Source organism: Longimicrobium sp. (assembly GCF_036399935.1).
Lineage (GTDB): Bacteria > Gemmatimonadota > Gemmatimonadetes > Longimicrobiales > Longimicrobiaceae > Longimicrobium.
This window is the reverse complement of the sequence record NZ_DASWMD010000075.1, coordinates 82415-107576: the sequence shown is the minus strand read 5'-3', so window position 1 is coordinate 107576 and position 25162 is coordinate 82415. Positions and strand designations below refer to the sequence as shown.

Annotated in this window: 27 protein-coding genes; 12 read left to right on the top strand and 15 right to left on the bottom strand. The window is 71.0% G+C overall.

What is annotated here, in order from left to right:
- Positions 1–57: 57 nt before the first annotated feature.
- The 5 genes from VGB24_RS22860 to VGB24_RS22840 all read right to left on the bottom strand — a co-directional run bounded on the left by VGB24_RS22860 (position 58) and on the right by VGB24_RS22840 (position 4489).
- On the bottom strand, positions 58–834 hold the full coding sequence (locus VGB24_RS22860; RefSeq protein WP_331075238.1) for a hypothetical protein: 777 nt from the start codon (positions 832–834) through the stop codon (positions 58–60).
- Entirely contained in the window at positions 835–1986 is a 1152-nt protein-coding gene (locus tag VGB24_RS22855) for a L,D-transpeptidase (RefSeq protein ID WP_331075237.1), read from the bottom strand. It lies immediately after the preceding gene.
- A 181-nt stretch (positions 1987–2167) separates the two neighbouring features.
- Entirely contained in the window at positions 2168–2791 is a 624-nt protein-coding gene (locus VGB24_RS22850) for a LemA family protein (RefSeq protein WP_331075236.1), read from the bottom strand.
- A gap of 40 nt (positions 2792–2831) precedes the next feature.
- Positions 2832–3590, bottom strand: a complete 759-nt coding sequence (locus VGB24_RS22845; protein ID WP_331075235.1) for a nucleotidyltransferase domain-containing protein — start codon at positions 3588–3590, stop codon at positions 2832–2834.
- The gene (locus tag VGB24_RS22840) at positions 3587–4489 is read right to left on the bottom strand and encodes a TPM domain-containing protein (protein ID WP_331075234.1); all 903 of its coding nucleotides are present in this window, start codon (positions 4487–4489) and stop codon (positions 3587–3589) included. The genes VGB24_RS22845 and VGB24_RS22840 overlap by 4 nt, the downstream gene beginning before the upstream one ends.
- A gap of 18 nt (positions 4490–4507) precedes the next feature.
- On the opposite strand from VGB24_RS22840, the gene VGB24_RS22835 reads away from it, so the two are divergent.
- From VGB24_RS22835 to VGB24_RS22820, 4 genes are all read left to right on the top strand, one after another.
- Positions 4508–5098 carry a hypothetical protein gene (locus VGB24_RS22835; protein ID WP_331075233.1) on the top strand — a complete coding sequence of 197 codons (591 nt, stop codon included), beginning with the start codon at positions 4508–4510 and terminating at the stop codon, positions 5096–5098.
- Positions 5099–5552: 454 nt separating this feature from the next.
- A complete protein-coding gene (locus tag VGB24_RS22830) occupies positions 5553–6998 on the top strand; it encodes a trypsin-like peptidase domain-containing protein (RefSeq protein ID WP_331075232.1) in 1446 nt (481 codons plus the stop codon).
- Between the two features lie 579 nt (positions 6999–7577).
- Positions 7578–8924 carry a DUF2254 domain-containing protein gene (locus VGB24_RS22825; protein ID WP_331075231.1) on the top strand — a complete coding sequence of 449 codons (1347 nt, stop codon included), beginning with the start codon at positions 7578–7580 and terminating at the stop codon, positions 8922–8924.
- A gap of 77 nt (positions 8925–9001) precedes the next feature.
- Positions 9002–9382, top strand: coding sequence for a hypothetical protein (locus VGB24_RS22820; RefSeq protein ID WP_331075230.1), 381 nt, complete (start codon positions 9002–9004; stop codon positions 9380–9382).
- 79 nt (positions 9383–9461) lie between these two features.
- Here VGB24_RS22820 and VGB24_RS22815 read toward each other — a convergent pair whose 3' ends face one another.
- From VGB24_RS22815 to VGB24_RS22800, 4 genes are all read right to left on the bottom strand, one after another.
- Complete coding sequence (locus VGB24_RS22815) at positions 9462–10232, bottom strand: hypothetical protein (protein ID WP_331075229.1); 771 nt, start codon at positions 10230–10232, stop codon at positions 9462–9464.
- An 18-nt stretch (positions 10233–10250) separates the two neighbouring features.
- Positions 10251–10622, bottom strand: a complete 372-nt coding sequence (locus VGB24_RS22810) for a hypothetical protein (RefSeq protein WP_331075228.1) — start codon at positions 10620–10622, stop codon at positions 10251–10253.
- A 119-nt stretch (positions 10623–10741) separates the two neighbouring features.
- Complete coding sequence (locus VGB24_RS22805) at positions 10742–11506, bottom strand: hypothetical protein (RefSeq protein WP_331075227.1); 765 nt, start codon at positions 11504–11506, stop codon at positions 10742–10744.
- Between the two features lie 9 nt (positions 11507–11515).
- Positions 11516–11953, bottom strand: coding sequence for a hypothetical protein (locus VGB24_RS22800; protein WP_331075226.1), 438 nt, complete (start codon positions 11951–11953; stop codon positions 11516–11518).
- 210 nt (positions 11954–12163) lie between these two features.
- Between VGB24_RS22800 and VGB24_RS22795 the strand changes: the two genes are divergently transcribed.
- The 3 genes from VGB24_RS22795 to VGB24_RS22785 all read left to right on the top strand — a co-directional run bounded on the left by VGB24_RS22795 (position 12164) and on the right by VGB24_RS22785 (position 14607).
- Positions 12164–13738, top strand: a complete 1575-nt coding sequence (locus tag VGB24_RS22795; RefSeq protein WP_331075225.1) for a bifunctional metallophosphatase/5'-nucleotidase — start codon at positions 12164–12166, stop codon at positions 13736–13738.
- A gap of 135 nt (positions 13739–13873) precedes the next feature.
- Entirely contained in the window at positions 13874–14134 is a 261-nt protein-coding gene (locus tag VGB24_RS22790; RefSeq protein WP_331075224.1) for a hypothetical protein, read from the top strand.
- A gap of 137 nt (positions 14135–14271) precedes the next feature.
- Complete coding sequence (locus VGB24_RS22785) at positions 14272–14607, top strand: hypothetical protein (RefSeq protein ID WP_331075223.1); 336 nt, start codon at positions 14272–14274, stop codon at positions 14605–14607.
- 7 nt (positions 14608–14614) lie between these two features.
- Here VGB24_RS22785 and VGB24_RS22780 read toward each other — a convergent pair whose 3' ends face one another.
- Entirely contained in the window at positions 14615–15385 is a 771-nt protein-coding gene (locus VGB24_RS22780; RefSeq protein ID WP_331075222.1) for an NRDE family protein, read from the bottom strand.
- A gap of 109 nt (positions 15386–15494) precedes the next feature.
- Here VGB24_RS22780 and VGB24_RS22775 point away from each other — a divergent pair, with 109 nt between their 5' ends.
- The 5 genes from VGB24_RS22775 (at position 15495) to VGB24_RS22755 (ending at position 18469) form a co-directional block, all read left to right on the top strand.
- On the top strand, positions 15495–16295 hold the full coding sequence (locus VGB24_RS22775; protein ID WP_331075221.1) for an alpha/beta hydrolase: 801 nt from the start codon (positions 15495–15497) through the stop codon (positions 16293–16295).
- Positions 16295–17185 carry a metallophosphoesterase family protein gene (locus VGB24_RS22770; RefSeq protein ID WP_331075220.1) on the top strand — a complete coding sequence of 297 codons (891 nt, stop codon included), beginning with the start codon at positions 16295–16297 and terminating at the stop codon, positions 17183–17185. The genes VGB24_RS22775 and VGB24_RS22770 overlap by 1 nt, the downstream gene beginning before the upstream one ends.
- 78 nt (positions 17186–17263) lie before the next feature.
- Positions 17264–17479 carry a hypothetical protein gene (locus tag VGB24_RS22765; protein ID WP_331075219.1) on the top strand — a complete coding sequence of 72 codons (216 nt, stop codon included), beginning with the start codon at positions 17264–17266 and terminating at the stop codon, positions 17477–17479.
- Complete coding sequence (locus tag VGB24_RS22760) at positions 17476–17724, top strand: hypothetical protein (RefSeq protein WP_331075218.1); 249 nt, start codon at positions 17476–17478, stop codon at positions 17722–17724. Before VGB24_RS22765 ends, VGB24_RS22760 begins: the two co-directional genes overlap by 4 nt.
- 214 nt (positions 17725–17938) lie before the next feature.
- Positions 17939–18469 carry a hypothetical protein gene (locus VGB24_RS22755; RefSeq protein ID WP_331075217.1) on the top strand — a complete coding sequence of 177 codons (531 nt, stop codon included), beginning with the start codon at positions 17939–17941 and terminating at the stop codon, positions 18467–18469.
- 85 nt (positions 18470–18554) lie between these two features.
- On the opposite strand, the gene VGB24_RS22750 is transcribed toward VGB24_RS22755, so the two are convergent.
- From VGB24_RS22750 to VGB24_RS22730, 5 genes are all read right to left on the bottom strand, one after another.
- The gene (locus tag VGB24_RS22750) at positions 18555–19637 is read right to left on the bottom strand and encodes an Ig-like domain-containing protein (protein WP_331075216.1); all 1083 of its coding nucleotides are present in this window, start codon (positions 19635–19637) and stop codon (positions 18555–18557) included.
- 163 nt (positions 19638–19800) lie between these two features.
- On the bottom strand, positions 19801–20298 hold the full coding sequence (locus tag VGB24_RS22745) for an outer membrane beta-barrel protein (protein WP_331075215.1): 498 nt from the start codon (positions 20296–20298) through the stop codon (positions 19801–19803).
- Positions 20299–20463: 165 nt separating this feature from the next.
- Positions 20464–21558: an Ig-like domain-containing protein gene (locus VGB24_RS22740; protein ID WP_331075214.1), complete on the bottom strand. Its 1095-nt coding sequence runs from the start codon at positions 21556–21558 to the stop codon at positions 20464–20466.
- A 123-nt stretch (positions 21559–21681) separates the two neighbouring features.
- Entirely contained in the window at positions 21682–23139 is a 1458-nt protein-coding gene (locus VGB24_RS22735; RefSeq protein WP_331075213.1) for a M20/M25/M40 family metallo-hydrolase, read from the bottom strand.
- 32 nt (positions 23140–23171) lie between these two features.
- The gene (locus VGB24_RS22730; RefSeq protein ID WP_331075212.1) at positions 23172–25151 is read right to left on the bottom strand and encodes a S9 family peptidase; all 1980 of its coding nucleotides are present in this window, start codon (positions 25149–25151) and stop codon (positions 23172–23174) included.
- Positions 25152–25162 lie beyond the last annotated feature (11 nt).

The following is a 25162-nucleotide window of genomic DNA, read 5'->3' as shown; positions in this document are numbered from 1 at the left end:
CCTCTCCCCGTGTGGTCTTCGTCAGCCCGCGTATCGATCAGAACCCCTGGTGCCCCATCAACGCCGCCGCTCGGCGACGAACAGCTGCGCCTCGCCAAAGCCCGCCCGCCGCGCCGCGTCGGCGGCCCACTCCAGCCGGGCTACCTGCTTCTCGGTGTGCCCGTCGCTTCCCAGCGAGAACCGCACCCCGGCCTGCGCCGCCTTGCGCAGTAGCCGGTCGTGCGGCAGACGGTAGCGGTTGCTGATCTCCAGCGCCACCCCGCTTTCCGCCAGCGCCTCCACGTACCGGTCTTCCCGCTCGTCCGTCCACCACGCCCCCACGTCGGCCTCTAGCTCGTACAGCGCCGGCGGCGTGAGCGTGCTGTGCGCCGCGATGTGGATGGGCATGGTGCGCACCATCCGGCACAGCTCGCTCACCATCACGTCCATCAACTCCTGCGGCTGCCGGTTCCACGGCTCGGGAAGGGTCTGCCACCAGGGCGAGCCCATCCCCCCGCCCGGAAGCGGAAAGCCGTGGTTGCTGCCGATGCGGTAGTCGAAGCGGTCCAGCAGCTCCTGGGGAAGCTCCTGGATGAAGTCGTCGCACCAGCAGAACTCGCCCGAGCGGAACACCGGCACGTCTTCCAGCGCGTCCTGGTAGCGCCGCAGCGCCGCCTCCGTGGCCACGAAGCGTTCGGTGTTGCGCCGCGAGATGTGGTCGGCGATGCCGATCTGCACGCCCCGCTCCCGCGCCAGCTCCACGACGCGCTCCAGCGGCAGGTCGCCATCGGAGAACGTGGTGTGCGAATGGAGGTCCTGCGTGCCGATCAGCGAATGGCCCATGTCCCCCGGCATTCAGTTCCCCCGCGCCGTGCGCGTGCGATAGCGGGCGCGGTACGCCTGCTCCGCTCCCTGGATGGCCAGCCACCCGGCCTGACCCTCGGGCCCCAGCCGCTCGCGCGGCACCCGCCGGGTGGGCCACGGCGTGGTCACCTCGTCCAGCGAGCCGTGCCACATCTCCATCGTCGCCTCCACGATGGCTTCCGCGGCGCGGTCGCGCTCCGCGGCGCCGATGCGGTTGAGGCTCACCGTCACCCGCAGCGACCCGCGCGAGAACGCGTCCGCCAAAAAGGTGGCGTACTCCTCGCGCCGCGCCTCGTTTCGCGACGCCCCGGCGCGCGACAGCAGCCCGCGCAGCGCCACCGCGTCCTCCGCCAGGCCGCGGCCCAGCAGCGTGTGCGCCGTGAACGCCCAGGCCGAGGCCGTGTCCGACGATGCCGCCAGCTCGCGGTCCAGCCGCGCCAGCAGGTTGGCGGTCGACACCCGGGCCAGCGGGTTGGCGGCGGGACGGGTGCGGCGCGCTGCGCGGGTGAACGCCGCCACGCTGTCGGGCTGCTCGCCCAGCACCGGCGCCGTTCCCACGATCACCACCGGAGTGCCCACCTGCACGTTGTGGTACAGGCGCAGCGCGTTGGCGTTGCTCAGGCGGATGCAGCCGTGCGAGACCCGGCGGCCCAGCAGCTCGGGCTTGTCGGTGCCGTGGATGGCCAGCTCGTTGCCCAGGTACACCGCCGCCGCGCCCAGGCCGCCCTCCTGCCGCCGCTCGGGCGAGTCCAGGGGCGGCACCGGGCGCTTGTTCTCGATGAACCACCAGTCCGGGATGAACCAGGTGGGGTTCTGCTCCTTGAACTGCACGTACATGGTGCCGCTGGGCGTGTCGAACTGGTACTCGCGGCTCCCCGTCGTCAGCCGGAACCCCGTGCCCGTGCCCACGGGCGCCTTCCACAGCACCCGCTCGCCATCCATGAAGCGCAGCTCGTTGAGGTCCACGTCCACGACCACGTACTTCAGGTCGCGCCGCACCGGCGGCTGGTCGGGCGGGGGCGCGGCGACGCGCGGGTCTTCGGGCGCCGGGCGCTCGGCCCGTGGCACGCCGAACGCGGAGCAGCCGGCCAGCAGCACCGTCGCGAGCGGAACCGCCACGCGCGACAGGAGGGAAACACTCATGCCTCAATCACCTGATCGTTCTTGCACATGCTTTGGCCCGCATGCGGCGGGCGCAATCGGGCCGGCAGGTTGCAACCCCTGCGCCACCGTGCGCGGCGTGGCGGATCGCACCGGCGGGGCTGAATGCACGAGGAGCCAGCGGAGGCGATCCCCCGCTGGCTCCGTCCACCGGCGTCCGCCGCTACTTGCCGGCGCCGAAGTCCACCGTGGGCGTCTGGTCGGCGTTGGCGGGGGCCGTGTAGGGCTCCTTGCGCTGCGCGCCGCTCATCCGCGCGGTGATCACCGTGGGAAACTTGCGGATGTACGTGTTGTACGTCTGCACCGACTGGTTGTAGTCGCGCCGCGCGACGGCGATCTGGTTCTCGCTCTCGGCCAGCTGGTCCTGCAGCGCCTGGAAGTTCTGCGTGGCGCGCAGCTGCGGATACGCCTCGACCGCGATGTTCAGGTACGTGCCGATGCTGCGGGTGACCGCCGCGTCGGCCGCCTCGATCTGCTTGACGTTGCCCCCCTGCACGGCCTGGGAAAGCTGCTGGCGCGACTGCGTCAGCTGCTGCTCCGTGCCGGCGATGCGCTGCTGTCCCGCGCGGGCCGCCGCCACGTCGCTGAAGGTGCCCCGCTCGAACTCGGCGGCGCCCTTCACGGTAGCCACCAGGTTGGGGATCAGCTGGTTGCGGTTCTGCAGCGCCACGCCGATGTCGGCCTTGGCGCGCTCGGTGGATTCGTCGAGCTCCTGGATGCGGTTGTATCCGCAGCCGCCCAGCGACAGGGCAAGGCCCAACACCATCGCCGTCTTCATCACCCTCATGACTATCCTCCGGAAAGCGGGGTCGGTTCTCGATGTTTCGTCAGGCACGGGCGCCATCGCCGTGCACCAGCCGGTCCACGTGGTTCACCACGCGCGACACGGCGTCCAGGTATCCCACCACCAGCGGTGAGTCGGCCTCGGCGCGCAGCTTTCCGCCGCTCGTCCGGGCCCGGTGGATCTCCAGCAGCGGGCCCGGGCTGAAGCCCACCTGGTCCGCCACCCGCTGCACCACCGTTTCCGCGTCGCGCACGCCGGGCTCGCCGCTCAGCCGCAGCACCGTGCGGAACAGCACCAGGAAGGTGCTGAACGACCGCATCACCACGTCGGCCAGCTCGTTCGGGTCGTCCGCCAGGAGCAGGTAGCGTTCCCGCAACTGGATCTGCTTGCCCTTCAGCTCGCGCTCGCACTGCAGGCGCAGGTCTTCGGGGCGGATGGTGATCCCCTCGAACGGGTCCGCGCCGGAGAGCCGGATGTTGGCGTCCTGGATGTCGGCCAGCTCGATGGCCCACACGTCGGCCGACCGGCGCCACTCGTCCACCGACATCACCAGCGGCGGCGGATTGCGCTCCGCCACCCATGCGCGCGCCGCCTGCGACGCACGCCGCAGCGTGGCCGGCGACACGTCGCGCAGCAGCACCAGCACGTTCAGGTCCGACACGCCGGGACGGTACTCGCCCCGCGCCGCCGAGCCGTACAGCACCGCCGACACCAGGTCGGCCTCGAAAATCGCCTCCAGCTGCCACGCCAGCTCCTGCGCGCGCCGCAGCTCCGGCGGCATCTGTCCCGCGTCGTTCGTCACCAGTCTCCTCCCGCGCCGCCGCCCCCGAATCCACCCCCACCGCCGAATCCACCGAATCCTCCCCCACCCCCCCCGCCGAAGCCGCCACCGCCGCCCCATCCCCCGCCGCCCATGGGAAACGGAATGATCACCGGCATCCCGAAGCCGCCCCTGCGCCGCCGGCCGCCCCCTCCGCCCCCGCGGCTGGCGAGGATGAAGAAGACGATGATGATCATGATGATGAAGAAGCCGCCTCCCCCGCCCTGCCGCCGCCCGGTCTGGCGCTCCTGGGGGTACGCCTGCTGCGGCGGCGCGGGCGGGGCGCCGCCCGTCAGCTGGAAATTGAACGCCTCGGCGTACTCCTGCGCCACCCCGCGCACGGCGAGCAGCACGCCCTCGCCCACGTTGCCGGCCTGCAGCTGGGGCACCATCAGGTCGCGCCCGATGCGTCCCGCCTCGGCCGCCGTGATGAAGGTGTTGGTGCCCAGCCCCGTCTCCACCCGCCACTTGCGGTCCTGGATGGATACGAGCACCACGGCGCCGGTGTTTCGGCCGCGGTCGCCGGGCTCGCCCTTGGCGCCGATGCGCCACTCGCGGCCGATCTGCAGCCCCACCTCGGCCGCGGTGCGGCCCTGCAGCGAGGGGAGGGTGACGACCACGATCTCGCCGCCGGACCGGGCGCGCACCTCGTCGATGACGGCGGCGATTCGCTCCTCGTCCTGCGCCGGGATGGCGTTGGCGAAGTCGTTGACGTAGCCCACCGGACGGGGCAGCTGCAGCTGCGCGGCGGCGGGTCCGCAGACGAGGACCAGCGCCCATGCGAGCAGCAGCGTGACGATCCGGCGCGGCGCTTGCGCACGCTGTCGTTGCCGGACACGCAGGCGGGGCCTACGTTCCAGCGCGTTCCTGAGCCGTCCCATTCCTCCCGGAGCCCGTGGATGAAACGTGCGCTGCTGTTTCTGGCCGTCTGCGTGACGGCCGCCGGATGCAGCGATTCGAAGGTGGTCGTCCGCGCGGCGCTCGCCGAAGGCGGCGAGCCGATCGTGGACATGCCCGTGTACCTGCTGCCGTACGACCGCAAGGCCCTGATGGATTCATTGGCCCGCGCGTCCGACGAGCCCGAGCCCACCATCCCGGCGGACCTCGTACAGCAACTTGAGCGCCTGAACGCCGCGCCGGTGGTTCCGGGCGACTCCGCGTCGGGCGCAAACGTGGCGCTGCGGACGGTGCTGCGGGCGCGGATCGACAGCATCCGCGCCGCGCGGGCCCAGTGGAGGCAGCGCGTGTTCGCGCCGTTCGACAGCGTGGCGCGCATGAAGGAAAGCGAGCTGGCCGAGACCGCCGCCTCCGACACGACGGACGCGCGGGGGCTCGCGGCCATCCCGGCCGACGAGGGGCGGTTCTGGATCTACGCCACCTACGTGCTCCCCGAGACCACGCTGGAGTGGAACCTGCCCGTTTCCGTGCGCGGCGACAGCGTGGTGGTGCCCCTGACGCGCAAGAACGCCAAGGAGCAGCGGTTCTTCTGAGGGGGCGCCCCTCCCCCGGCCCCTCCCCGCACGGTACTGCTGTGCGGAGAGGGGAGGAACCACGCTCGTTCCTCCCGCCCACACGTCCGCACCCTGTCATCCTGAGGCCCGGGTGGCACGTCCGGGTCTCGCGCCGGCAATGGTGGTGCGGCATGGGCCGGTGCCCGACCGCCGGTGTGTGGCGGATGGTCCCCAGCCGCGCGAAACGCTCCTGCTGGAGTCGCTGGGCGAGCTGGAGTGCGCCATCGAGGAGCTCCGCGTTGATCCCTCAGTCGCTGCCGGCTGGGGTGCGCGGGAGGGTTCACCGGGGCCGCTCCATCGGGATGACATCGTGAGGCGAAGGATGGTCCCGGGCTTGGCTCGGCACATCCCGGCGCGAACCTCCCGGGCCTGCGTGGGTACATCGTCGCGCCCACGCGTGGAGCCGTCCGAATCTCCAGATCTACCTGACCGAATGTCTCGCAAGTCGCTGATCCCGGCACTCCTGATCCTGCCGTTCGCCGCCGCGTGCGGGGGAGGCGCCAGCGCCAACGAGCCGGCGGCGCGCGAAGACGGCCTGGCCGTGCTGCGCGAGCCTCCGCCGGCCCGGCCGGCGGAGGCGGCCCGGCTGGGAAGTGCCGTGCAGGAGGCCCGGCGCACCGCCATCGTGGCCGCGGCCGAGCGCGTGGCGCCGGCGGTGGTGAGCGTGAACGTGCTGCGGCGCGAGCGCGTGGTGCCGCGCAGCATGTGGGAAGAAATGATGATTCCGCCCGGCGCCGAGCGCGAGGTGGCGGGGCTGGGATCGGGGTTCATCATCACCCCCGAGGGGCTGGTGATCACCAACGAGCACGTGGTGCGCGCCGCCTCCGAGGTGATGGTCACGCTTCCCGATGGCCGCGAGTTCGACGCCGACGTGGTGGGCGCCGACGAGGTGAACGACCTGGCGCTGCTGCGCATCCGCGGCGGGCGCGGGCTGCCCGTGGCGCCGCTGGGCAACAGCGACGGGCTGATGATCGGCGAGTGGGTGATCGCCATCGGCAACCCGTTCGGGTTCCTGCTCAGCAACCCGGAGCCCTCCGTCAGCGCGGGGGTGGTGAGCGCGGTGGGGCGCAACATCGGCGGTGCCGGCGGGCAGCGCAGCGTGTCGCTGGACCTCATCCAGACCGACGCCTCCATCAACCCCGGCAACTCGGGCGGGGCGCTGGTGAACGCGCTGGGCGAGGTGGTGGGCGTGAACTCCTCGATCCTTTCCAGCACGGGGGGCAGCGAGGGGCTGGGCTTCGCCATTCCCATCAACCGCGCGCGCCGGATCGCGCTGGACCTGGCGGACGACGGCCGCTACCGCCGCGCCTGGATCGGCGCCGACGTGGAGGCCGTGCGCGCCGAGGGGCCGCGCCGCCTGGCCGAGGTGCGCATTTCCCAGGTGGTCGGGGGCTCGCCCGCCGAGCGCGCCGGGCTGCGGCGGGGGATGCGCGTGGTGTCCATCGGCGCCAAGCGCATCCGCACCCCGCTGGACTGGCAGGCGGGGCTGCTGAACGCCGCGTACGGCGAGCCGCTGGAGGTGCGGGTGATGGAAGGCGGGCGCGAGCGCACCATCCGCGTGCAGCCGGGAGACCTGCCGTCGATGGGCGCGGAGCGCATCCAGGCGCTGCGCGACTTCCAGCTGGTGACGCTCACCCCCGCCATCCGCGCCGAGCGCGGCCTGCAGAGCGAGCAGGGCGCGCTGATCGTGGGCCTTTCCGACGCCGCGCGGCAGTTGGGATTGAGGGAAGGCGACCTGATCCTGCAGATCAACCGCGTGCGCGTGTCCAGCGCCGAAGAGGCCGCGCGGATGCTGGGGCAGCTGACGGGAACCGGCGTGGTGATGTACGTGGAGCGCGAAGGCAGGCTCGCCGCCACGCAATTCATGCTGGGGAGCTGAGAGACGGGGCTGGTCAATTGCTGGGGCCTCGGCTCCGTCCCGTGGGTGCGGTGTTCCGATCGCACGCGGGCGAGGTGGGGTGAGGGTCGGCTGGTCCGGCGCAGTCCCCCGGCTGCCCTCTCCCCCGGCCCCTCTCCCGCAAGCGGGAGAGGGGAGAATTCGATCGCGCTTCGGCTGGTTCGGACGCGTGATGTTGAAGCCCCGAACGGGACGCGCCAGCGGCCCGTGTCGGGGCTTACCGCTTTTCCAGCGGCGGGTTGACCCGCTCAGGAGGGGTGCGCGCCGCGGTTCGGTGCCCATCGATGCCCTTCGATGCCACTGGCGACCAAAAGGCGCGTTGCGGAAGGTGCCTGCGCATGCCCCGGGGTTGCCCCTCCCCCGGCCCCTCCCCACATGCTGCGCATGCGGAGAGGGGAGAATTCGCTCACCCGCTCCCACCCCGGCTTGAAAATCCCGCACTCCCGCACTCCCGCACTCCCGCACTCCCGCACTTCCGCACTCCCGCACTCACGCACTTCCTGTGTTGCTGCCGGAACCGCCCTTGCGTTCAAACGGCGCAAACCCTGACCGAGACGCGCCGTGAAGCTCAAGCTGCAGCACCTGATCGAAACGTTGCGCTCCACCTACTGGTTCATCCCCACGATCATGGCCGTGATCGCGGGGGTCGGGGCGGTTCTCCTGGTGCAGGTGGACCGCTTCCTGTCTGCACGGTTCGTCGACCAGATGGGGTGGATCTACTCCGGCGGGCCCGAAGGCGCGCGGGCCATGCTCAGCGTGGTGGCGGGATCGGTGATGGGCACCGCGGGGGTGACGTTCTCCATCACCATCGCCGCACTGTCGCTGGCCAGCACGCAGCTGGGGCCGCGCATCCTGTACAACTTCATGCGCGATACGGGCAACCAGTTCGTGCTGGGCACCTTCATCGCCACGTTCGTCTTCTGCGTGCTCATCCTGCGCACCATCCGCGGCGCGGACGAGGCGGGGCGCTTCGTTCCCGCCATCTCCATTACCGTGGGGCTGGCGCTGGGGCTGCTGAGCATGGGCGTGCTGATCTACTTCATCCACCACGTGGCCGTTTCCATCCAGGCGCCGAACGTGGTGGCCGTGATCGGGCGCGACCTGGCCGACGAGGTGGAGCGCGAGTTCGCGCCGGAGAACGGCATTCCGCCCGAAAAGCGCACGCCCGGGTTGCCGGACGAGTTCGACCGCGACGCCGCCGTGGTGGAAAGCACCGTCGACGGGTACGTGCAGGCGCTGGACGAGGACGCGCTGGTGGAGATCGCCCAGCGGGCCGACCTGCTGCTGGTGATCGAGCGGCGGCCGGGCAAGTTCGTATCCGAGGGGCTGCCGCTGGTGCGCGCATGGCCCGCGGAGCGCATGAACCTGGGATGGGAAAGCGACATCCGCAGCCGCTTCGTCCTGGGCTGGCAGCGGACGTCGGAGCAGGACGTGGAGTTTGCCGCCGACCAGCTGAGCGAGGTCGCCATCCGCGCGCTGTCGCCCGCCATCAACGACCCGTTCACCGCCATGGGGTGCCTGGACTGGCTGGGCGCGGCCCTGTGCCGCGCCGCCCGCGGGCGCACCCCCGACCCCGTGCGCGTCGACGACGAGGGCCGCGTACGGGTGGTCTACCGCCACCCCATCACCTTTTCCGGCCTGGCCGACGCGGCCTTCGTGCAGATCCGCCAGTTCGGCGCCCGCAGCCCGGCGGTGATGCTTCGCATGCTGGAGGTGATCACCACCGTCATCCGCAGCACCCGCGGCGACCGCGACGAGATCCAGGTCCTGCTGCAGCACGCCGAAACCATCCGCCGCGCGGCGCTGGACAACGTCGAGGAGCCGCGCGACCGCAACGACATCGAGGAACGCTACCAGACCCTTCTCCGGGCCGCCGAGTTGATGCTGGGCGAGGCCGCGCGAGCGTGACCTTCCGCCCGCGGCGCGGGCCGGGCCCGACCGTTGCAACGCGCCGGGGCCTTCACACGAAACCGGCAGGAGAGCGGATGGCGTACGGATTGATCCAGTTCACCGAGGCGGGGCGGCGCGTGGCGGCCCTGGTGAGGACCGAGCACGGCCAGCCCACCGGCGCCGATGGGGTGATGGACCGGCTGGCGGCGTTCATCGAGGAAACCTCGCCCACGCTCATCCGGCAGGGCTCGCCGGGGGCGCTGTACATGGCCGAGCTGTTCACCGCGCGCGAGGTACAGGCCGGGCGCGCCATCCGGGTGGTGGGCGGGCAGGGCGAGCTGGGCATCGGGCGCGACGAGGTGGCGGCGCTGCAGGGCCCGGGCTACCTGTACGACTTCATCGTGGGCCCCGAGGGCGACCGCAGCCCGCCCATGGTGCACGTGACCCCCGTCCACGAGTCGCCGCGGGTGGAGTAAGCGGGCGTCGCGCGCGCGCAAACGAAAACGGGCTCCCTCGCGGGAGCCCGTCGCGTTTCCGTCCGCGCTGGCTGCGCGCTCAGCCGTGCAGAGAGGGCGCGACCCTGCGGTCTGTCTCCAGAAAGCCCTGCACCCGCTCCCCGTTGTGGAGAGAGCGCAGCATCCGGTACGCCAGCGCCACCATCACCGCGTACAGGGTCGCCTTCGCGAAGTGGATGTGGTACCTCATCGGCACCCACTGCCCGGCGAAGTCGATCCGCGAGAGCGCGGCGAACCAGAGTACGCTCACGGCGAGGACGAACGCGTTGATCCCCAGGCAAAACCAGAGCACACGGTCCATCCGCCCCGACGTGAGCCCGACGAAGAGGACGATGAGCATGGCCAGGAGCTCCATCACGTCCCACAACGCCACGGCCGTGTAGTGGGAAATCCCTGAAAACTCGGGTTCCAGCCATCCCACGAAACCCCCAATCGCCATTCCCGCGAACAGGATGGGGGTGGTGTTCCGCCACGGCCACGCACCGCGCCCCGCTCCACTCTGCACCAGCCGCGCGGTCAGGACCAGGCAGAAGGTGGTGAGCAGGAATGTGCGGCTGTGGTTAAGGATCGGATGCCACCAGATCACCGCCGACCACGCCCACGAATCGGGGCCGCCCGTGAAGCCCGCGATCGCGAACGCGTCGTGCGCGGCCGAGTTGATCCCCTGGATGAGGAACGCGGAACCGGTCAGCGCCCATCCGAAGCGAAAGCCCGCCGGGTCGTCGGGAAGGGTCCCCGCGATCCTGTACGCTACGACGGCAAACACCAGCAGCCATACCGAGATGGCGGCTTGGGACATCAGCGTGATCACGGGCTCGCCCCTTTCGGCTCAGATCGGCGCGGTGTCGTCGCAGTGCGGCGGGCACGTCTTGGCGTTGTTCTCTACCGTAAAGACGTCGCTGTACTCGCCCTCCTCGCCCGGAACGCGGTCATCGTGGTACAACCGGATCTGCAGGCTGGCGATGTTGTGGTTGGGGTCGTCGATGGTGATGGTGACGTCGCGCTTGTTGTTCTTGCCCTTCAGCTTGATCGTGTGCTTCTTGGGATGTCCTTTTCCCCTGCAGTCCACGGGCTTGCTCTCGTCCTGCCGGTACAGCGTTTCGGCCGTGCCGCCCACGGGCTCGATGACGCACGAACTGGCGAACGCGGGATGAAAGCTGACGTCGTAGTTGTCGCTGGAAACGGTCTTGTGGTCGTCCACTTGTGCCTCCGGAAATGGATACGGCGGGGGGGGGGAGAAACTGCAGTCGATCTACAAAGTGCACTTCGATGAACCGACGGGCAAGTGCGTCTGTTTCCATCCGTTGCAGTGCGGACGCCTCAGCTTTCCGCGGGGCGTCGGAGGGCATGGAGCCGTTCGAAAAGCGCCGGCACGTGCCGGTTCTCGATGGCGCGGCGCAGGCGGACCTGGGCCAGCAGCGAGGTGACGATGCCTACCCCGACATTGATCCAGTAGAACATCATGGCGGCTTCCATGGCCCGGCCGCGTTCCGACCACGCCAGGATGGCCATCAGGCTCACCACCAGGGTTTCCTTGATGGCATGTGCGGCCACGGCCACCCACAGCAGCAGGTCCATCCCGTCGTTCATCACGCCCAGGAGTAGGGCCAGCAGCAGCGCCAGGACCGCGGCGGTGGCAAGCACCGCCATGGCCGTCATCTGGGTGTGGGTGTCGATGGTTCCATACAGGGCGGCGGCCGTCGTTCCTGCCACGATGGACCCGCCGATCACCCACAGGGCGCCGATGGCCACCTGGCGCACCCGCTCCGGCCGCGCGGCAAGCAGGGTGGCGAGCATCACGCCGTACGCCGCGACGCCCACCTCCCGCCCGATGTTGCCAGCGGGGCTCCATTCGAGGAACGTGCGGTACAACGGCGAGCCGGGGCCCGCCCGCATGGCGGCCGTGGCCACCAGCGTATGCACGGCCCCGAACACGCCGACGCACACGAAGCAGGCGCCCGTCAGCAGCCAGCCCGCTTCCAGCTTGCGCCACCGGGCAGCACCCAGGCGACGCCATGTCAGCATCGCCAGGATCCCGAACAGCAGCGTAAGCGTGGTGTTCACCGTCTGGAGCGTGGCGATCATCTGCCCGTACTATGGTCTGCAGAGGGGTGGGCAGAGGACAGTCGCCTCCGACACCGTCACCGTCTCGTCCTCACCTTCGGGGGTCGCGACGGGCCCGATTCCCACCTGCGTCCCCTTCGGCTTCAGCCGGATCTCGATGCTGGCGATCTCGTGCAGCGGATCGTTGATCACCAGGCTGAAGTCGCGCGCGTTGGGGCCGCCGCGAAACTCGAACTCGCTGCTGTCCCACGGCAGCACGGCCCCCGCGGGAAGCACGAACGGCCCGGCCTGCGTGTACAGGTCGACAGCCGTTCCTTCCCGCTGCACCGTCACGTTGCGGACGAAGCCCGGGTAGAAGGCCGACGTGTACCCGTCTACCGAAACTTCCACGCGCGAGGGCGAGGGGGGGTTGACCTGGACGTAGTCGGAGTTGGTCTGGCCGGTGCCGCCGCCGTCTGTTTCGCTCATCAAGCCTCCAATGGATTGTCGCTCCAAGCCTGCATCCTTCCTTCATGATGGCCGCGGAGCGTGCCGTTGCGCAAGGACTTTCATGTTCGGGTTCCGCCGCCCCGCGGGAAGTGCCCATGGTCCCGCCAGCCACGCGCCACCGGGCGTACCGATTGCATGGCCGAACGGCAATCGAACCCGGATGCCGTTCCCGAGACCGCTCGCTCCCCAATGATGATCTCCACTCCCCGCGCCACGGTCCGTGCGGCATGGCTGGCCCTGGCTGCCGCCGCGTGCACGCCCGCGCCGCCGGCCACCGCTCCCGCGCCCGATGCGGCGCCGAAACGGGTGCGGATCGTCCACACCAACGACTTCCATGGCCGGCTGCTCCCCCAGGCGGTCTCGCAGCGCGCGGCGGGCGGGTCGGCGGTGCTGGCTGCGCACTTCGACAGCGCCGCCGCGCGCTTCGCCGGGCCCACGGTGATCCTTTCCGCCGGCGACGACATGCAGGGGACGGCCATCAGCAATCTCAGCGGCGGGCGGGCCACCATCGAAGCGCACAACGCGGCGGGATACGACGCGGCGGCCTTCGGCAACCACGAGTTCGACTGGGGACAGGACACCTTGGCGGCCCGGGTGCGCGACAGCCGCTTTCCCTGGCTGGCGGCCAACCTGTTCGTCGCGGGCACGCGCGGGCACCCGGCTTGGGTGCGGCCGTGGGTGATGGTGGAGCGCGGCGGCGTGCGCACGGCCGTCATCGGGGTGGCGCTGCAGACCACCCCCGAGATCGTGCTGGAGGGGCGCACGGCGGGGCTGGAGTTCGGCCCCGAGGCGCCGGCCGTGGACGCGGCGGCGCGCGAGGCGCGCGCCGCCGGGGCCGACTTCGTGGTGGTGACCGCACACCTGGGCGCCGCCTGCGAAAGCGCCGGCAGCGAGCCGGAGGAGCCGTCGGCCGGGTGCTCGGGCGAGGCGCTGGAGATGGCGCGCGCGCTCACGGAGCCGGTGGACCTGGTGGTGGGCGGCCACTCCCACCGCCGCGTGCTGACGATGGCGGGTTCGGTTCCCTTCGCGGAGGCCGCTTCCTACTCCACGGCCTACAGCGTCACCGACCTGGAGCGCCGGGGCGGGCGGACCGCCGTCACCCACCGCTCCATCCAGGTGCCGTGGGCCGACCAGGTGACGCCCGACACGCAGGTGGCGCGCATCGTCGCTGCGTGGGAGGCGCGGGTGAAGCCGGTGACCGGGCGCACCGTCGCCACCTCGGCCGTCGCCTTCGCCGGGCGCGGCCGCGGCGAGTATCCGCTAGGCAACCTGATGGCCGACGCGCACCGGGTGCAGACGGGGGCAGACGCCAGCCTGGTGAACAACGGCGCCATCCGCCGCGACCTTCCGGCCGGGCCCCTCAGCTGGGGGACGATGTTCGAGCTGCAGCCCTTCCAGAACGCCCTGGTCACCCTGCGCGTCTCGGGCGCGCAGCTGAAGTCGGCGCTGGAGAACGCCGTGCTGGGCGCCGCGCCCGACGCGCACATCTCGGGAATGGCGGTGACGTGGGACCCCGCCGCGCCCGCCGGCCGCCGGGTGCGCGAGATCCGGCTGTCGGACGGCCGCGTGGTGGCGGATGCGGACACCATCACCCTGGCGGTGACGGAGTTCCTGGCCGGCGGCGGCGACCGCTTCACCTCGCTGATGGAGGCGCCGCGGACCGCCACGTCGTGGATCGACGTAGACGCGCTGATCGCCTACCTGCAGTCGCTGCCGCAGCCGGTGGCGGCGCCCGCGGTCGGGCGGTGGAGAACGGTCCCGTAGCAACGATGCGGCCCTGGTGCAGGTGCATCGCATCGAACGAAGCCGCTGAACTGGCTCCGTTCCGGTTCCGGCACCCGGCTTGCGCGTGTCGCTCCGTTTCCAGGTGAACGAATCGGATCCGAGGGGGAGGAAGCGATGGCGTGCCCTACCGTAACGCTGACGGGAATCACGGCCGAGGTGTGGGAGTGCTGCCGGCGCGAGGCACGCCGGCTGGGGGTGAACTTTCCCGACGACGACAGCGGCACCGCCTACCACCCCGACGCCGACGCGGGCTACGTGTGGAGCCGGGGCGACGGCACCCTGCAGGTGACGTTCACGCGCATCCCGTCGTACATCCGGTGCGAGATGATCGCGGCGCGGCTTCGGGAGGGCGCACGTCTCTGCGGCGCGCGGTAGCTCGCATCCGGCGGCACGGCACCAGGGCGGCTCCCGACCGGGGCCGCCCTCGTTCGTCCTCGTGCGAAACTCCTTGGGGCCCAAGCACGTACACGCCCCGTCCACTCCATGTTTCCTGAAAACGAGAGGCTTCATCGATGGCTGCACTGAGCCCCGAAATCGGCCGCTGCCCCAACTGCAGCACCCCCATCCGCCAGAACCATCCGTACGCTTGGTGCAGCGAGTGCGGCAACGGCCTCCCCGAGGCGCTCCGCCCCAAGTCCCCGGTGGGTGCCGCGGCGGAGCGCCCGGCCGACTCCGGCGCGCCGCGGGTGATGGTTCGCCACTTCGGGAGCTCGTTCAAGTCGTGGGACGCGCTGTTCGCCGAGGCCGCGGCCTTCGCGACGCAGGTGGGGCGAGGCCGCCTCGTTTCCATCTCGCACTCCGAAGACGAAGCCAAGGGGGTCGTCGCGGTGTGGTTCTGGTCGGCCTGAGCGCCCGTCAGGGCTCGCCGATACGGAAGCGGTGGCGCGCTTCGCCCGCTCCGTCGGGCGTGGCGGAGCGCTCCACGAACGTCACCTCGCCCTCACGGCCAATGGTGAGCACGGTGGACGCGCGGGTGCCGTAGACGTCGGAGGCGATGAAGGGCGCCGACAGCAGCCGCTCGAGATCGGCGCCCACGCCGGTGTCGGGAAGATGGCCGTCGGCGGCGATCACGCGGTCGCCCAGCATCTCCCACAGCCCGCTCTCCCACCCGTCCGCCTCCGGGGACGAAACGGCGGACCGCATGGCGGCCCTGGCGCGGAGCACCTTGGGCCAGGGCGTGTCGAGCAGCGCGTTGCTCAGCCCGTACACGCCGGGTTGCAGCCGGTGGACGCCCTCCGCGCGGTTGGAAACGTAGAACACGCCGTCTTCATCCCCGACGAGCAGGTTGAAGCCGTTGTACGCCGCCCCGCGCGCCGCCACCTCTTCCGCGTACGCCCGCGCCTCCATCGTCCCGCGCAGGAAGCCGGCGACCAGGGCGCCGCGCGAGGGGGCGCCGGGACGGGGTGGGGCCGTCTCGCGGTAGTTGGTGATGGCGGCGAAGCGGCCGGCGCGGGTGACGCCCATCCAGGTGCCGCCCTCCTGCAGGTCGCGCCCGGCGAGGACGCCGGGCGCGTCGCTCCACCATCTCGCGGGGGTGGTGGGGCGGGCGTAGAACTCGTCGCGGTTGGCGGCTACCACCAGCCTGTGGCGCGGGTGCGCGTCGAGGGCCAGGACGATCAGGCACATGGGGTGCTGTAGGCAAGGTCCCCGCGCGAACGCAACCGGGGGATCGGAGTATCAGAGGCGCCTCCCACGGGCAGGCGCCATCCCGCAACTTACCACGCAGGGCCCAGCGATGCTCCACTACCGCAAGCACATGCTTTCACCCGACCACGAGTGGGTGGTGTTCGTGCACGGCGCCGGGGGCAGCTCGTCCATCTGGTACCGCCAAGTGCGGGAGTTCCGCAAGAACTTCAACGTGCTGCTGGTGGACCTGCGCGGCCATGGCGATTCGCAGCCGCCCATGCTCAAGGCGTTCGAGGGGGAGTACACCTTCAACGACCTGGTGGGCGAGATCGTCGAGGTGCTGGACGACGCCGGGATCCAGCAGGCGCACTTCGTGGGGATCTCGCTGGGGTGCATCCTCATCCGCATCCTGGGCGAGATGGCGCCGGAGCGGGTGAAGAGCATGATCATGGGCGGCGCCATCATCCGCCTGAACCTGCGCTCGCGAGTGCTGGTGGGGCTGGGCAACGCCTTCAAGCGGGTGATCCCCTTCATGTGGCTGTACCGGCTGTTCGCCTGGGTCATCATGCCGCGGCGGCGCCACCGCGAAAGCCGCTCCCTCTTCGTCAGCCAGGCCAAGAAGCTGTGCCAGAAGGAATTCATCCGCTGGTTCCGGCTGACGTACGGCGTAAACCCGCTGCTGCGCCTGTTCGAGGACAAGGAGCTGCCCATCCCCACGCTGTACCTGATGGGCGACGAGGACTACATGTTCCTCCCCCCGGTGCAGCGGATGGTGCAGCGGCAGACCCGGTTCACTCGGCTGGAGATCATCCCCGAGTCCGGGCACGTGGTGAACGTGGACCGCCCGGAGCTGTTCAACGAGCTGTCCATCGGCTTCATCCGCCAGGCCGCGCTTCTGCCGGCCGCGTGATGCCCCCGCTGCCGCCGCTTCGTCTCTCCTGCGCCGCGGCCCTGGTTGCCGCGGCGTTGCTGTTGGCGGCGTGCGGGCGCGGCGGCGATGGGCGCGGCAGGGACGATACGTCGCTCGCAGCGGCGGGGGACATCGCGGGGTGCTTCTGGCGGGGCGACGAGGCGACGGCGCGGCTGCTGGACGGCATGGGCGGCGTGGTGGCGCCCCTGGGCGACGTGGTGTACCCGCACGGGACGGACGCCGAGTTCCGGCGCTGCTACCATCCCACCTGGGGCCGGCACCTGGACCGCACGCGGCCGGCGGTCGGAAACCACGAGTACAAGACGAAGGACGCGGGGGGATACTTCCGCTACTTCGGCGCGCGGGCCGGCCAGGCGGGAAAGGGATGGTACAGCTACCAGCACGACGGCTGGCACGTGGTGGTGCTGAACAGCGAAGAGCCGCTGGAGCCCGCATCGGAGCAGGTACGCTGGCTGGATGCGGACCTGAAGGCGCATCCCTCGCGCTGCACGCTGGCGTACTTCCATCACCCGCGGTTCAGCTCCGGCCGGCACGGCGGCAAGGGGCGCGTGGCCGACGCCTTCCGGGTGATGTACGACCACGGCGTGGACGTGGTGCTGAGCGGCCACGACCACCACTACGAGCGCTTCGCTCCGCAGGACCCGGACGGGCGCGAGGACCGCGAGCGCGGCATCCGCCAGTTCGTCGTCGGAACGGGCGGCGCGCCCTCGTACCGGCTGCGCAACAAGCCGGTGCGCAACAGCGAGGCGCTTTCCAACAACGTCCGCGGCGTGCTGCGCCTGGTGTTTCACACCGACGGGTACGAGTGGGAGTTCGTCCCCATCCCGGGCCGGCGCTTCGAGGACCGGGGCCGCGGCGACTGCCACTGAGGAGTGCGCGTTCCAAGGGGCTTGAACATCGGGCCGTCGACGTATTACTGTCTCTTTTAGCCTGTAACGGAGCTTACGATGATCGTCAAGGTCACGCCGACCGGTATCATGGTCCCGCGCCACCTGCTCCCCGACGTCGATGAGGTCGATGTGCGGATGGAGGGCGGCGTAGTTGTCATTGCCGCGGCGCGGCGGGACAATGATCCGATCCTGGCTCTGGGCACTGCTCCCGTGGATTGCGGAATCGCGGACGGCGCCGAGAACCACGACGCGTATCTCTACGGCGGCACGTGAACGCCGTCTTCATAGACACGGGCTATCTCGTTGCTCTTGAGAGCGCGGCAGACCAGCATCACGCCAGCGCTGTCTCTCATTGGCTGGCATCCGCCAAGTCACTTCCCCTCCTCGTTACGACGTCATTCGTCTTTGACGAGGTGGTCACGTTCCTCAACAGCCGGGGCCAGCATGCGAAAGCCGTGGAGCTTGGCACGCGGCTGATGACCAGCCCCTCGCTTCGGCTCATCCATGTCGACAACTAGCTTTCTCGTGCCTTCTCAACCCGCGTGAAACTCACCTCGCCAGCCCGGCGTAGGACCAATCGTACACTTTCACGAACCGCTGCTTTCCTTCGCAATGCCTGCTCCTCCTCTACCCATACAGCCTCCAGCACTGCCCGGGGTTCCCGGCCAGGCTTCATCTCCGGCCGTCCGGACCCGCGCACATCCGCTGGCGCAGATTGGGCCGCGGGCGTGGATGGCGGTGGCCGGGATCAGCGTCGTTGGCGCGGCCATGGGGGCTGGCATGGGCCTGGGATGGCATCAGTCCGAGTTCTTCCTGTGGCTTGTCGTCGCCCTCGTGCTGGTGTCCGCGGGCCCTGTGGGGTGGCGGGTGCTGCGCGGGGGCCGCGCTACCGGGCACCTCCGGCGCCGCACCCGCTCGATGGTGCAGCAGCTGGGGGGCGGAGCCTACGGCGTGGTGGGGCTGGCGACCTGGCTCTACCTGGAGGCTCAGACCCTCGCCGACGACGTGGGCAAAGCCACGGGGCTGATGGACTTCATCGAGCAGAAGTCCTTTTCGTGGCTGATCGGGTTCAGCGTGGACTCGGTGATGAACGCGGTGTGGGCGGGGATCTGGCCCATCTACTGGTTCAAGGACCATCCACTGGTGATGGGGCTGGTGTTCGCGCTGGCGTGGGGCGGCTCCGGGCTGGCGAGCCGCTGGATGGGCAAGCCAGCCGCCGAGCCCCGGGTAGACCCGTCGCACCCGGCGACTCCGGCGGCGTAGCCTCGCCTTCCGGGCGGCAGGAAGCCCCGGCGGCGCGGGTGCGCCACCGGGGCCTCGGGGATCGCGTCGGGCCGAGGAGCGCAGATCAGGGGGTGATGACCACCTCGGAGGTGAGCCCCGCGGCCTTGAGCTGGTCGCCGTCGTATATCCGCAGGTTGTGCGGCCTGTCGAGCACGTCTATGGAGAGCTTCCATGTTCCCGCCGCCGTGTTGGCGGGAACGGTAACGGAGCACGTGAACGTGCCCGCCTGCACCCCCTCGCCCTCCACCGGCGCACCGCCGCACGTGAAGCTGGTCCCTGACACCGGCGGCCGCAGCCCCACGTACCCCCGCCACAGCCCCGCTCCCGCGTCCGTCGCCGTGAACGTGAGCTCCACGACCTGCGCGCCCGCCGCGAGGTTCACGCTGGCCGGCTTCACCGAGATGGAGGTGACCACCGGGGCCGTGAGGTCTTCGTTGTGGTTCTGCACCTGGATGCTGGCGGGCATCCCCGCCGCCGCCAGCTGCGCGTCGCTGTAGCCCGTTCCCTTGCCCGCGCTGTCCGCCACCGAAACGTTCTTCACCTTCCATGCTCCGCTGATGGACCCCCGGGGCATGACGATGCTGCACTTCCAGGTTCCCGCCCGCGAGGTGCCGGTGGCCGGCGCCACGGGGGTGAAGCAGCTGTGGAACTGCTGGTTGATGTCGCCGTTGCGCACCGACTCCAGGTGAACGCTCATCATCTGCATCCCCGCGTCCACGCGAGCGGTGGCCGAGAACTCCACCGTCGCGTCGGCCGTGCTGACGTCCACCTGCGCGGGAGAGATGGCGAAGCCGGTCACCGCCGGGGGGGCCGCCACCACCGTGACGGGCACCGCCTGGCTGAGGCCTTCGCTGCTCGCCGTGATGGTCGCCGCGCCCCGTCCCACCCCCGTCAGCAGGCCGGTGGCGCCGACGGAAACGATGTCGGGCGCGGAGCTGGACCAGGTGACCGCGCGGCCGCCCAGGGCATTTCCGGAGGCGTCGTATGCGACGGCGGCGACGCGAAGGGTGTCTCCCCGCACTACCACCGGCTGCGCGGGCGAAACGGAGAGCGAGGCCACGGGGTCCGGCGTGGAAGGAGCTTCGCCGCACGCCGCCATGACGGCGAGCAGGGCCGGGGCGGCGAGGTGCCAGCGTGGACGGTTCATCGGTTGGGGCCGGGGCTGGTGGACGGGCGGGGCGAAGCGGCGCCAGGGAGGGGATTGTGTACTATACCCGCCGTGGTGCAAAAGGCCAAGGGGCAGGAACGAGAGCGGGACGGCGCCGGCGCCGTCCCGCTCTCATCGTGTCGATCTCCGGCCGTGGCCTCGCTCAGAAGCGGAAGCGCGCGCCCAGCCCCAGGGAGATGTAGTTGAAGTCGCCGATGGTGCGGTAGCGCACCTCGGGGGTCACCGAGAGGTTGTAGCTGACCGCGTAGTCCGCGCCCAGGCCGGCCTCCAGCCCCGTTTCGTCCTCGTGGAAGAGGGCGCCCAGCATGGCGTACGGGTTGGCGACCCCGCCGCCGGTGCCCAGCCCCACGCGCCCGCCCAGCTCGAAGCCCTCCAGCTCCACCTCGCTGCCGCCGAGGATCGGGCCGTCGTCGTAGTCGAAGCTGAACTGCGAGTAGCCGCCGTAGAGGGCGAACGTGGGCGCCAGGTCCAGCGAGGCGCGCACTCCGAAGCCCACGCCGGCGTCCACCTCGTCGGCGGCGTCGCCGGTGGGGATGCCCGCGTCCAGGCGAAGCTCTACGCTCAGGGGAACCTGCGCCACCGCGGGAGCGGCCACGGCCAGGGAAGAGGCGACGAGCAGAAGTGCCAGTGTCTTTTTCATGTCCTGCCGATCCGTTGATAGGTGGTCAAGGTGGCGCCGGGCAGTCGGCGCACCCGCATGGAACCACGGAATGCCCCCCGAGGTTCCCTCGCTGCATCGTTGAGAAGCGCGAAGGCCCGCCACGGTTGCGGTGGGCCTTCGCGCGTATGGGCACTCCACCGGTTGCTACTGGGTGGCGACAACCTCGTGGGGGAGGCCGGCGGCCTGCAGCTGGGCGGAGGAAAACCGCCAGCGGTTGCGCGCCCTGTCGACCAGCTCGATCTCCAGCAGGTACGTTCCCGCGCCCGAGTTCGCCGGAATGAATCGGGAGCACGTGAACGCGGAGGTCTGCGCCCCCACGCCCGCCGAGGGCGCGCTCCCGCAGTCCATGGTGCCCGGGCCGGGACCCGGGCTCAGGCCGGATGCCCCGCTGAACAGGCCGGTGCCGGCATCGCTCGCGGTGAAGGTGATCTGCACCGTCTGCCCGCTCGTGCCGAGCTTCACGGCCGGGGGCTGCAACACCACCGACGTCAGCACCGGCGGGGCCAGGTCCTCGTTCGCGCTCTCCACCTCGAAGCTCCGGGCAAGCCCCGCCGCCGCCAGCCCGGTGGCGATCAGGCTGCTCTCGTGGTACGCGGTGGTCTTGCCCAGGCTGTCGGTGACGGAAAGGCTCTTGAGGTTCCAGGTGCCCGCGGCCGATCCCCGCGGAACCAGGATGGTGCACTGCCAGGTGCCGGCCCGCGAGGTGCCCGAGGCGGGCGCCGCCGGCGCGGAGCACGCGTGCGACTGCGGCGCCGAGACTCCCCGGCGCACCGCTTCCACCGTCAGGCCAAGCGCCGCGACGCCCCGGTCCGCCTGCACGGCGACCAGGAAGTGCTGCGCGGCATCCCCGGCATCGACGTTCACCTGGCTGGAGGAGAGCGCGATGCCTGTAACCGCCGGCGGCCGCGGCCCGACCGTGACGGCGACCCAGGCGGTCTGCCCTCCGTCGGTGGCGGTGATCTTCGCCGTGCCCCACCCGTGCGCCCGCAGCACCCCCGCCCCGTTGACGGAGACGATCTCCGGCGCCGAGCTGGACCAGGTCACCGGGCGAAAGGGGAGCACGGTGCCCGCCGCGTCACGATGAACGGCGGTCACTTTCGCCGAGTCTCCGAACGTCACGACCGGATCGGCGGGCGTGATGGCGAGCGTTCCCCCGGCCTGCACCGTGGCGGGGGAGTCGCAAGCCGCCATCGCCGCGGCAAGCAGCAGGGGCAAGAATCGCCAGCGCAGGAGGTTCATGGGACCAGGCGGGCGGAACAGGGGCGGAAGGATGCAGCTGTACAGTGGCGGGAAATCACGTGCGAGACAAGGGCCGGCGCGAAGGGGGACACGTCCGGCCACCCCCTTCGCCGAATCCTCGGGTCAGCTGGCGACCCGCTGCAGCACGCGGTACAGGTACTCCGTGGCCCAGCCCAGCGCGCCGACGGGCACGCGCTCGTTGTCGCCGTGCATGCGCAGCTCGTCCTCGATGGGCATGGGCATCGGCAGGATCCCGTAGGTGGGAATGCCGATGACCCGCAGCGCCGCGCCGTCCGTGGCGCCGGTGGACATGAAGGGAAGCACCGTCGCCCCGGGCGCCATCGTCCGCGCGGACTGCTCCATCGCCTGGAAGAGCTCGGTGGATACGGGCGATGGAGGCGGCGCCTGCGCGGGCTCGCCGTCCAGCGCAAAGGTGACGCTCGGCTCGCCGCCGGCCTGGTTCATCATCCGCACCACCTCGGTGATGTCTTCGCCGGGAAGGATGCGCACGTTGAACGTCGCCCGCCCCTCCGAGGGGATCACGTTCGTGCGGAATCCGCCGTTCAGCAGCGTAAGCGAGGTGCCGGTGCGCAGGACCGCGTTGTGGAGCGGGTCGCGCGACAGCACGGCGGCGGCCCGGTCGATCTGCTCGCGCGAGGCGCCCTCGGCCGAGATCTCCTGCATCGCCCGCTTCACGTCGGGGTTCTGCTCGATGGTGGCCAGGCGCTGAAAGTACAGCCGCGTGGTCTCGATCAGCCGCACGGGGGCGCGCCACTCGTGCACGCGGGTGATGGCGCGGGCCAGCGCGGCCAGGGCGTTGCCGGCGAGCGGAACGCTGCCGTGCCCGCTGGGGCCGGTAGCGCGTGCCACCACGTTGTAGGCCACCTTCTCGGTCGTCTGGATGTTGACGGTGCGGATCTGCCCGTCCATCACCCGGATGCGCCCGCCCTCGTTCAGCGCGAACTCGGCGTCCCCGATCAGCGCGCGGTGGTGCTCGATCACCCAGTCAACGCCCACGGGCGGCCCGCCCTCCTCGCCCGCCGTGCCGATGAAGATGATGTCGCGGTCCAGCCGGTCGCGCTGCGCGGCAAGCTGAACGAAGGCCGTCAGCGTGGCGGCCAGCATCCCCTTGTCGTCGATGGCGCCGCGTCCGTACAGGTAGCCGTCGCGGAAGGTGGGCTCGAAGGGGTCCGTTTCCCACTTGCTGGTATCGGCGCCCACCACGTCCATGTGGCCCATCACCAGCACCGGCTTTTGCCGCGCGTTCCGGGCGCGGAGGCGCGCGACGAAGTTGGCGCGTGTGCTGTCGGTGGGAACGCGGAGCACGTGCGTCTCCACCCCCGGAACGCGGCTGAGCACCGAATCGAAGTACAGCGCCGTCGCCAGCTCGTTGCCGGGCGGATTCTGCGTGTTGATGCGGATGAGGTTCTGCAGGTGCGCCAGCGTGGAGGCCTGCGCCTGCGCGCGGCTGAGCCCCGCGGGCGCGGCGGCGCGCACCGCGTACGTGGGGTCCTGCGCGGCGGCGGCGCCCGTCGCCAGGACGACAGCGGCGAGGGCGCACACCAATTTGCGAATGATCATTCGGTTACTTTCGTCCACTCGGGTGGCTTCGGCTACTGCGTGCAGACCGGGGCCTGGTGCTCCAGCACGCGGTCCAGGAAGCGCGCGATGCGCTGGTACGCCGTCACGCGGTTGGCCAGCTTGGCGATGCCGTGGCCCTCGTCGGGAAAGCGCAGGTACTCCACGTCGCCGCTCCGGCGGCGCACGGCGCGGACGATCTGGTCTGCCTCGGCGACGGGGACGCGCGGGTCGTTGGCGCCGTGCACCACCATCAGCGGGCTGCGGATGCGCTCGGCATAGCTCAGCGGCGAGATCTGGCGGAAGAACTCGCGGTCCGCCGCGTCGTCGATGTTGCCGTACTCGATGCGGTCGCTGTTCTTGAGCGACGGAGACGCGTCCTCCAGCCCGCTGATCCAGTTGGCCACGCCCACGAAGGGCACGCCGGCGCGGAAGAACTCCGGAAGCTGCGCCACGGCGGCGTACGTCATGTATCCGCCGTAGCTTCCGCCCATGGCCGCCACGCGGTTTCCATCCACCCCCGGAAGCGCGCGCAGCCACTCCACGGCGGCCTGCATGTCGCGAACGGCGTTGGGCCGCAGGCGCTTGTTGTCCAGCTGCGTGAACCGCTGGCCGTAGCCGGTGGAGCCGCGGAAGTTCAGGTCGAGCACCGCGTAGCCGCGCGCCAGCAGGTACTGCTTGACGGGATCGAACCCCGGCCGCGCCTGCGAGGTGGGCCCGCCGTGCAGCATCATCACCACCGGCGGGCGCGCGCCGGCCGCGGCGCGGGGCGAGTACAGCAGCCCGTGGATGGTTTCGCCGTCGAAGCTGGGGAACTGCACCGGCCGCGGGGTGACGAAGCCGGTGGGGTCCAGCCCGGCCAGCGTGCTTTCCGTCGCGCGGGCCAGCGTCTGCGCGGCCGCGTCGTACACCCACACGTCGCCGGGCGTCCCCGGCCCCGAAACGCCGATGGCCAGCCGCGGCGCGGCCTCGGCCCACTCCAGCGAGCCGACCACGCCACCCGGAAGGCTGGCGACGGGCAGGTCGCGCTGGCCGGGGAGGTCGCGGATCACCAGGCGCGAGAATCCGCCCTCGTTGACGGTGTACGCCAGGAACTTTCCGTCGGGCGAGAGCGCCACCTGCTCCACGTCCCAGCGGGGCTGCTGCATCCAGTGCAGCTGGCGGTCGGGGAGATGGTAGTGCGCCAGCCCGGCGAAGTCGCGCTCGTGGTTGGTGGCCACGAAGAAGCCCTGTCCGTCCGGCGTCCACTGGATGGAGCGGTAGCTGGACATCTGCGCCGGGGCGAACAGCGTGTCGAGCTTCTGCGTGCGCAGGTCCAGCAGCATCAGGTCGTTGTCCGCCTCGCCGCGCCCCTGGCTCAGCACCATGGCCTCGCCGTCGGGCCGCCACGCCTCCACCTGCAGGTTGCCGGCGCCCCGCAGCACCATGCGCGCGGGGCCCGCCGGGCGGCCGTCCGCGGCCAGGTCCAGCAGGTAGAGGTCGAAGTCGCGGCCGTTGCGCTCGGTGGAAACGTAGGCGATGCGGCTTCCGCGCGGCGACCACCCCGCGAAGTCGCGGAAGTGCTCGTCGGACGGGGTCAGCTCGCGCTCGCGGGTGCCGTCGGGGGAGAGCAGAAAGAACTGCGTCCGCTCGTTGCCGCCGCGGTCGGTGCCGTAGGCGATCCACCGGCCGTCGGGGCTCCACCGGGCGAACTGCACGCGGTTGGCGCCGAAGGTGACCTGCCGCGCCGCCGCCGGGCCCTCGCCCCGCACCGGCGCCACCCACAGCTGCGGCATGCCGGTGGTGGACGTCAGGTACAGCAGCTCGCGGCCGTCGGGCGAAAGCTGCGCGCCCGAGGCGCTGCGGACGTTCAGGTAGCGCGCCACGCCCTGGCACTCCGCCCCGGCCAGTGTGAGCGCGGCGGGCTCCAGCTGCGGCACGTCCACCGGGGCGGGCGTGGGAATGGTGTCCTGGGCGGCGGCCGGCGCGGCGGCGGCGAGCGCCCCGGCCAGCAGCAGGCGGATGGATCCGTTCATCTCGATCGGGA

What these genes read in the sequence shown, in the direction of transcription:
- VGB24_RS22860 (WP_331075238.1), bottom strand. Translation starts at nt 834, where the DNA reads ATGCCGGGGGACATGGGCCATTCGCTGATCGGCACGCAGGACCTCCAT.
- VGB24_RS22855 (WP_331075237.1), bottom strand. Translation starts at nt 1,986, where the DNA reads ATGAGTGTTTCCCTCCTGTCGCGCGTGGCGGTTCCGCTCGCGACGGTG.
- VGB24_RS22850 (WP_331075236.1), bottom strand. Translation starts at nt 2,791, where the DNA reads ATGAGGGTGATGAAGACGGCGATGGTGTTGGGCCTTGCCCTGTCGCTG.
- VGB24_RS22840 (WP_331075234.1), bottom strand. Translation starts at nt 4,489, where the DNA reads ATGGGACGGCTCAGGAACGCGCTGGAACGTAGGCCCCGCCTGCGTGTC.
- VGB24_RS22835 (WP_331075233.1), top strand. Translation starts at nt 4,508, where the DNA reads ATGAAACGTGCGCTGCTGTTTCTGGCCGTCTGCGTGACGGCCGCCGGA.
- VGB24_RS22830 (WP_331075232.1), top strand. Translation starts at nt 5,553, where the DNA reads ATGTCTCGCAAGTCGCTGATCCCGGCACTCCTGATCCTGCCGTTCGCC.
- VGB24_RS22820 (WP_331075230.1), top strand. Translation starts at nt 9,002, where the DNA reads ATGGCGTACGGATTGATCCAGTTCACCGAGGCGGGGCGGCGCGTGGCG.
- VGB24_RS22805 (WP_331075227.1), bottom strand. Translation starts at nt 11,506, where the DNA reads ATGATCGCCACGCTCCAGACGGTGAACACCACGCTTACGCTGCTGTTC.
- VGB24_RS22800 (WP_331075226.1), bottom strand. Translation starts at nt 11,953, where the DNA reads ATGAGCGAAACAGACGGCGGCGGCACCGGCCAGACCAACTCCGACTAC.
- VGB24_RS22795 (WP_331075225.1), top strand. Translation starts at nt 12,164, where the DNA reads ATGATGATCTCCACTCCCCGCGCCACGGTCCGTGCGGCATGGCTGGCC.
- VGB24_RS22790 (WP_331075224.1), top strand. Translation starts at nt 13,874, where the DNA reads ATGGCGTGCCCTACCGTAACGCTGACGGGAATCACGGCCGAGGTGTGG.
- VGB24_RS22785 (WP_331075223.1), top strand. Translation starts at nt 14,272, where the DNA reads ATGGCTGCACTGAGCCCCGAAATCGGCCGCTGCCCCAACTGCAGCACC.
- VGB24_RS22780 (WP_331075222.1), bottom strand. Translation starts at nt 15,385, where the DNA reads ATGTGCCTGATCGTCCTGGCCCTCGACGCGCACCCGCGCCACAGGCTG.
- VGB24_RS22775 (WP_331075221.1), top strand. Translation starts at nt 15,495, where the DNA reads ATGCTCCACTACCGCAAGCACATGCTTTCACCCGACCACGAGTGGGTG.
- VGB24_RS22770 (WP_331075220.1), top strand. Translation starts at nt 16,295, where the DNA reads ATGCCCCCGCTGCCGCCGCTTCGTCTCTCCTGCGCCGCGGCCCTGGTT.
- VGB24_RS22765 (WP_331075219.1), top strand. Translation starts at nt 17,264, where the DNA reads ATGATCGTCAAGGTCACGCCGACCGGTATCATGGTCCCGCGCCACCTG.
- VGB24_RS22755 (WP_331075217.1), top strand. Translation starts at nt 17,939, where the DNA reads ATGGCGGTGGCCGGGATCAGCGTCGTTGGCGCGGCCATGGGGGCTGGC.
- VGB24_RS22750 (WP_331075216.1), bottom strand. Translation starts at nt 19,637, where the DNA reads ATGAACCGTCCACGCTGGCACCTCGCCGCCCCGGCCCTGCTCGCCGTC.
- VGB24_RS22745 (WP_331075215.1), bottom strand. Translation starts at nt 20,298, where the DNA reads ATGAAAAAGACACTGGCACTTCTGCTCGTCGCCTCTTCCCTGGCCGTG.
- VGB24_RS22740 (WP_331075214.1), bottom strand. Translation starts at nt 21,558, where the DNA reads ATGAACCTCCTGCGCTGGCGATTCTTGCCCCTGCTGCTTGCCGCGGCG.
- VGB24_RS22735 (WP_331075213.1), bottom strand. Translation starts at nt 23,139, where the DNA reads ATGATCATTCGCAAATTGGTGTGCGCCCTCGCCGCTGTCGTCCTGGCG.
- VGB24_RS22730 (WP_331075212.1), bottom strand. Translation starts at nt 25,151, where the DNA reads ATGAACGGATCCATCCGCCTGCTGCTGGCCGGGGCGCTCGCCGCCGCC.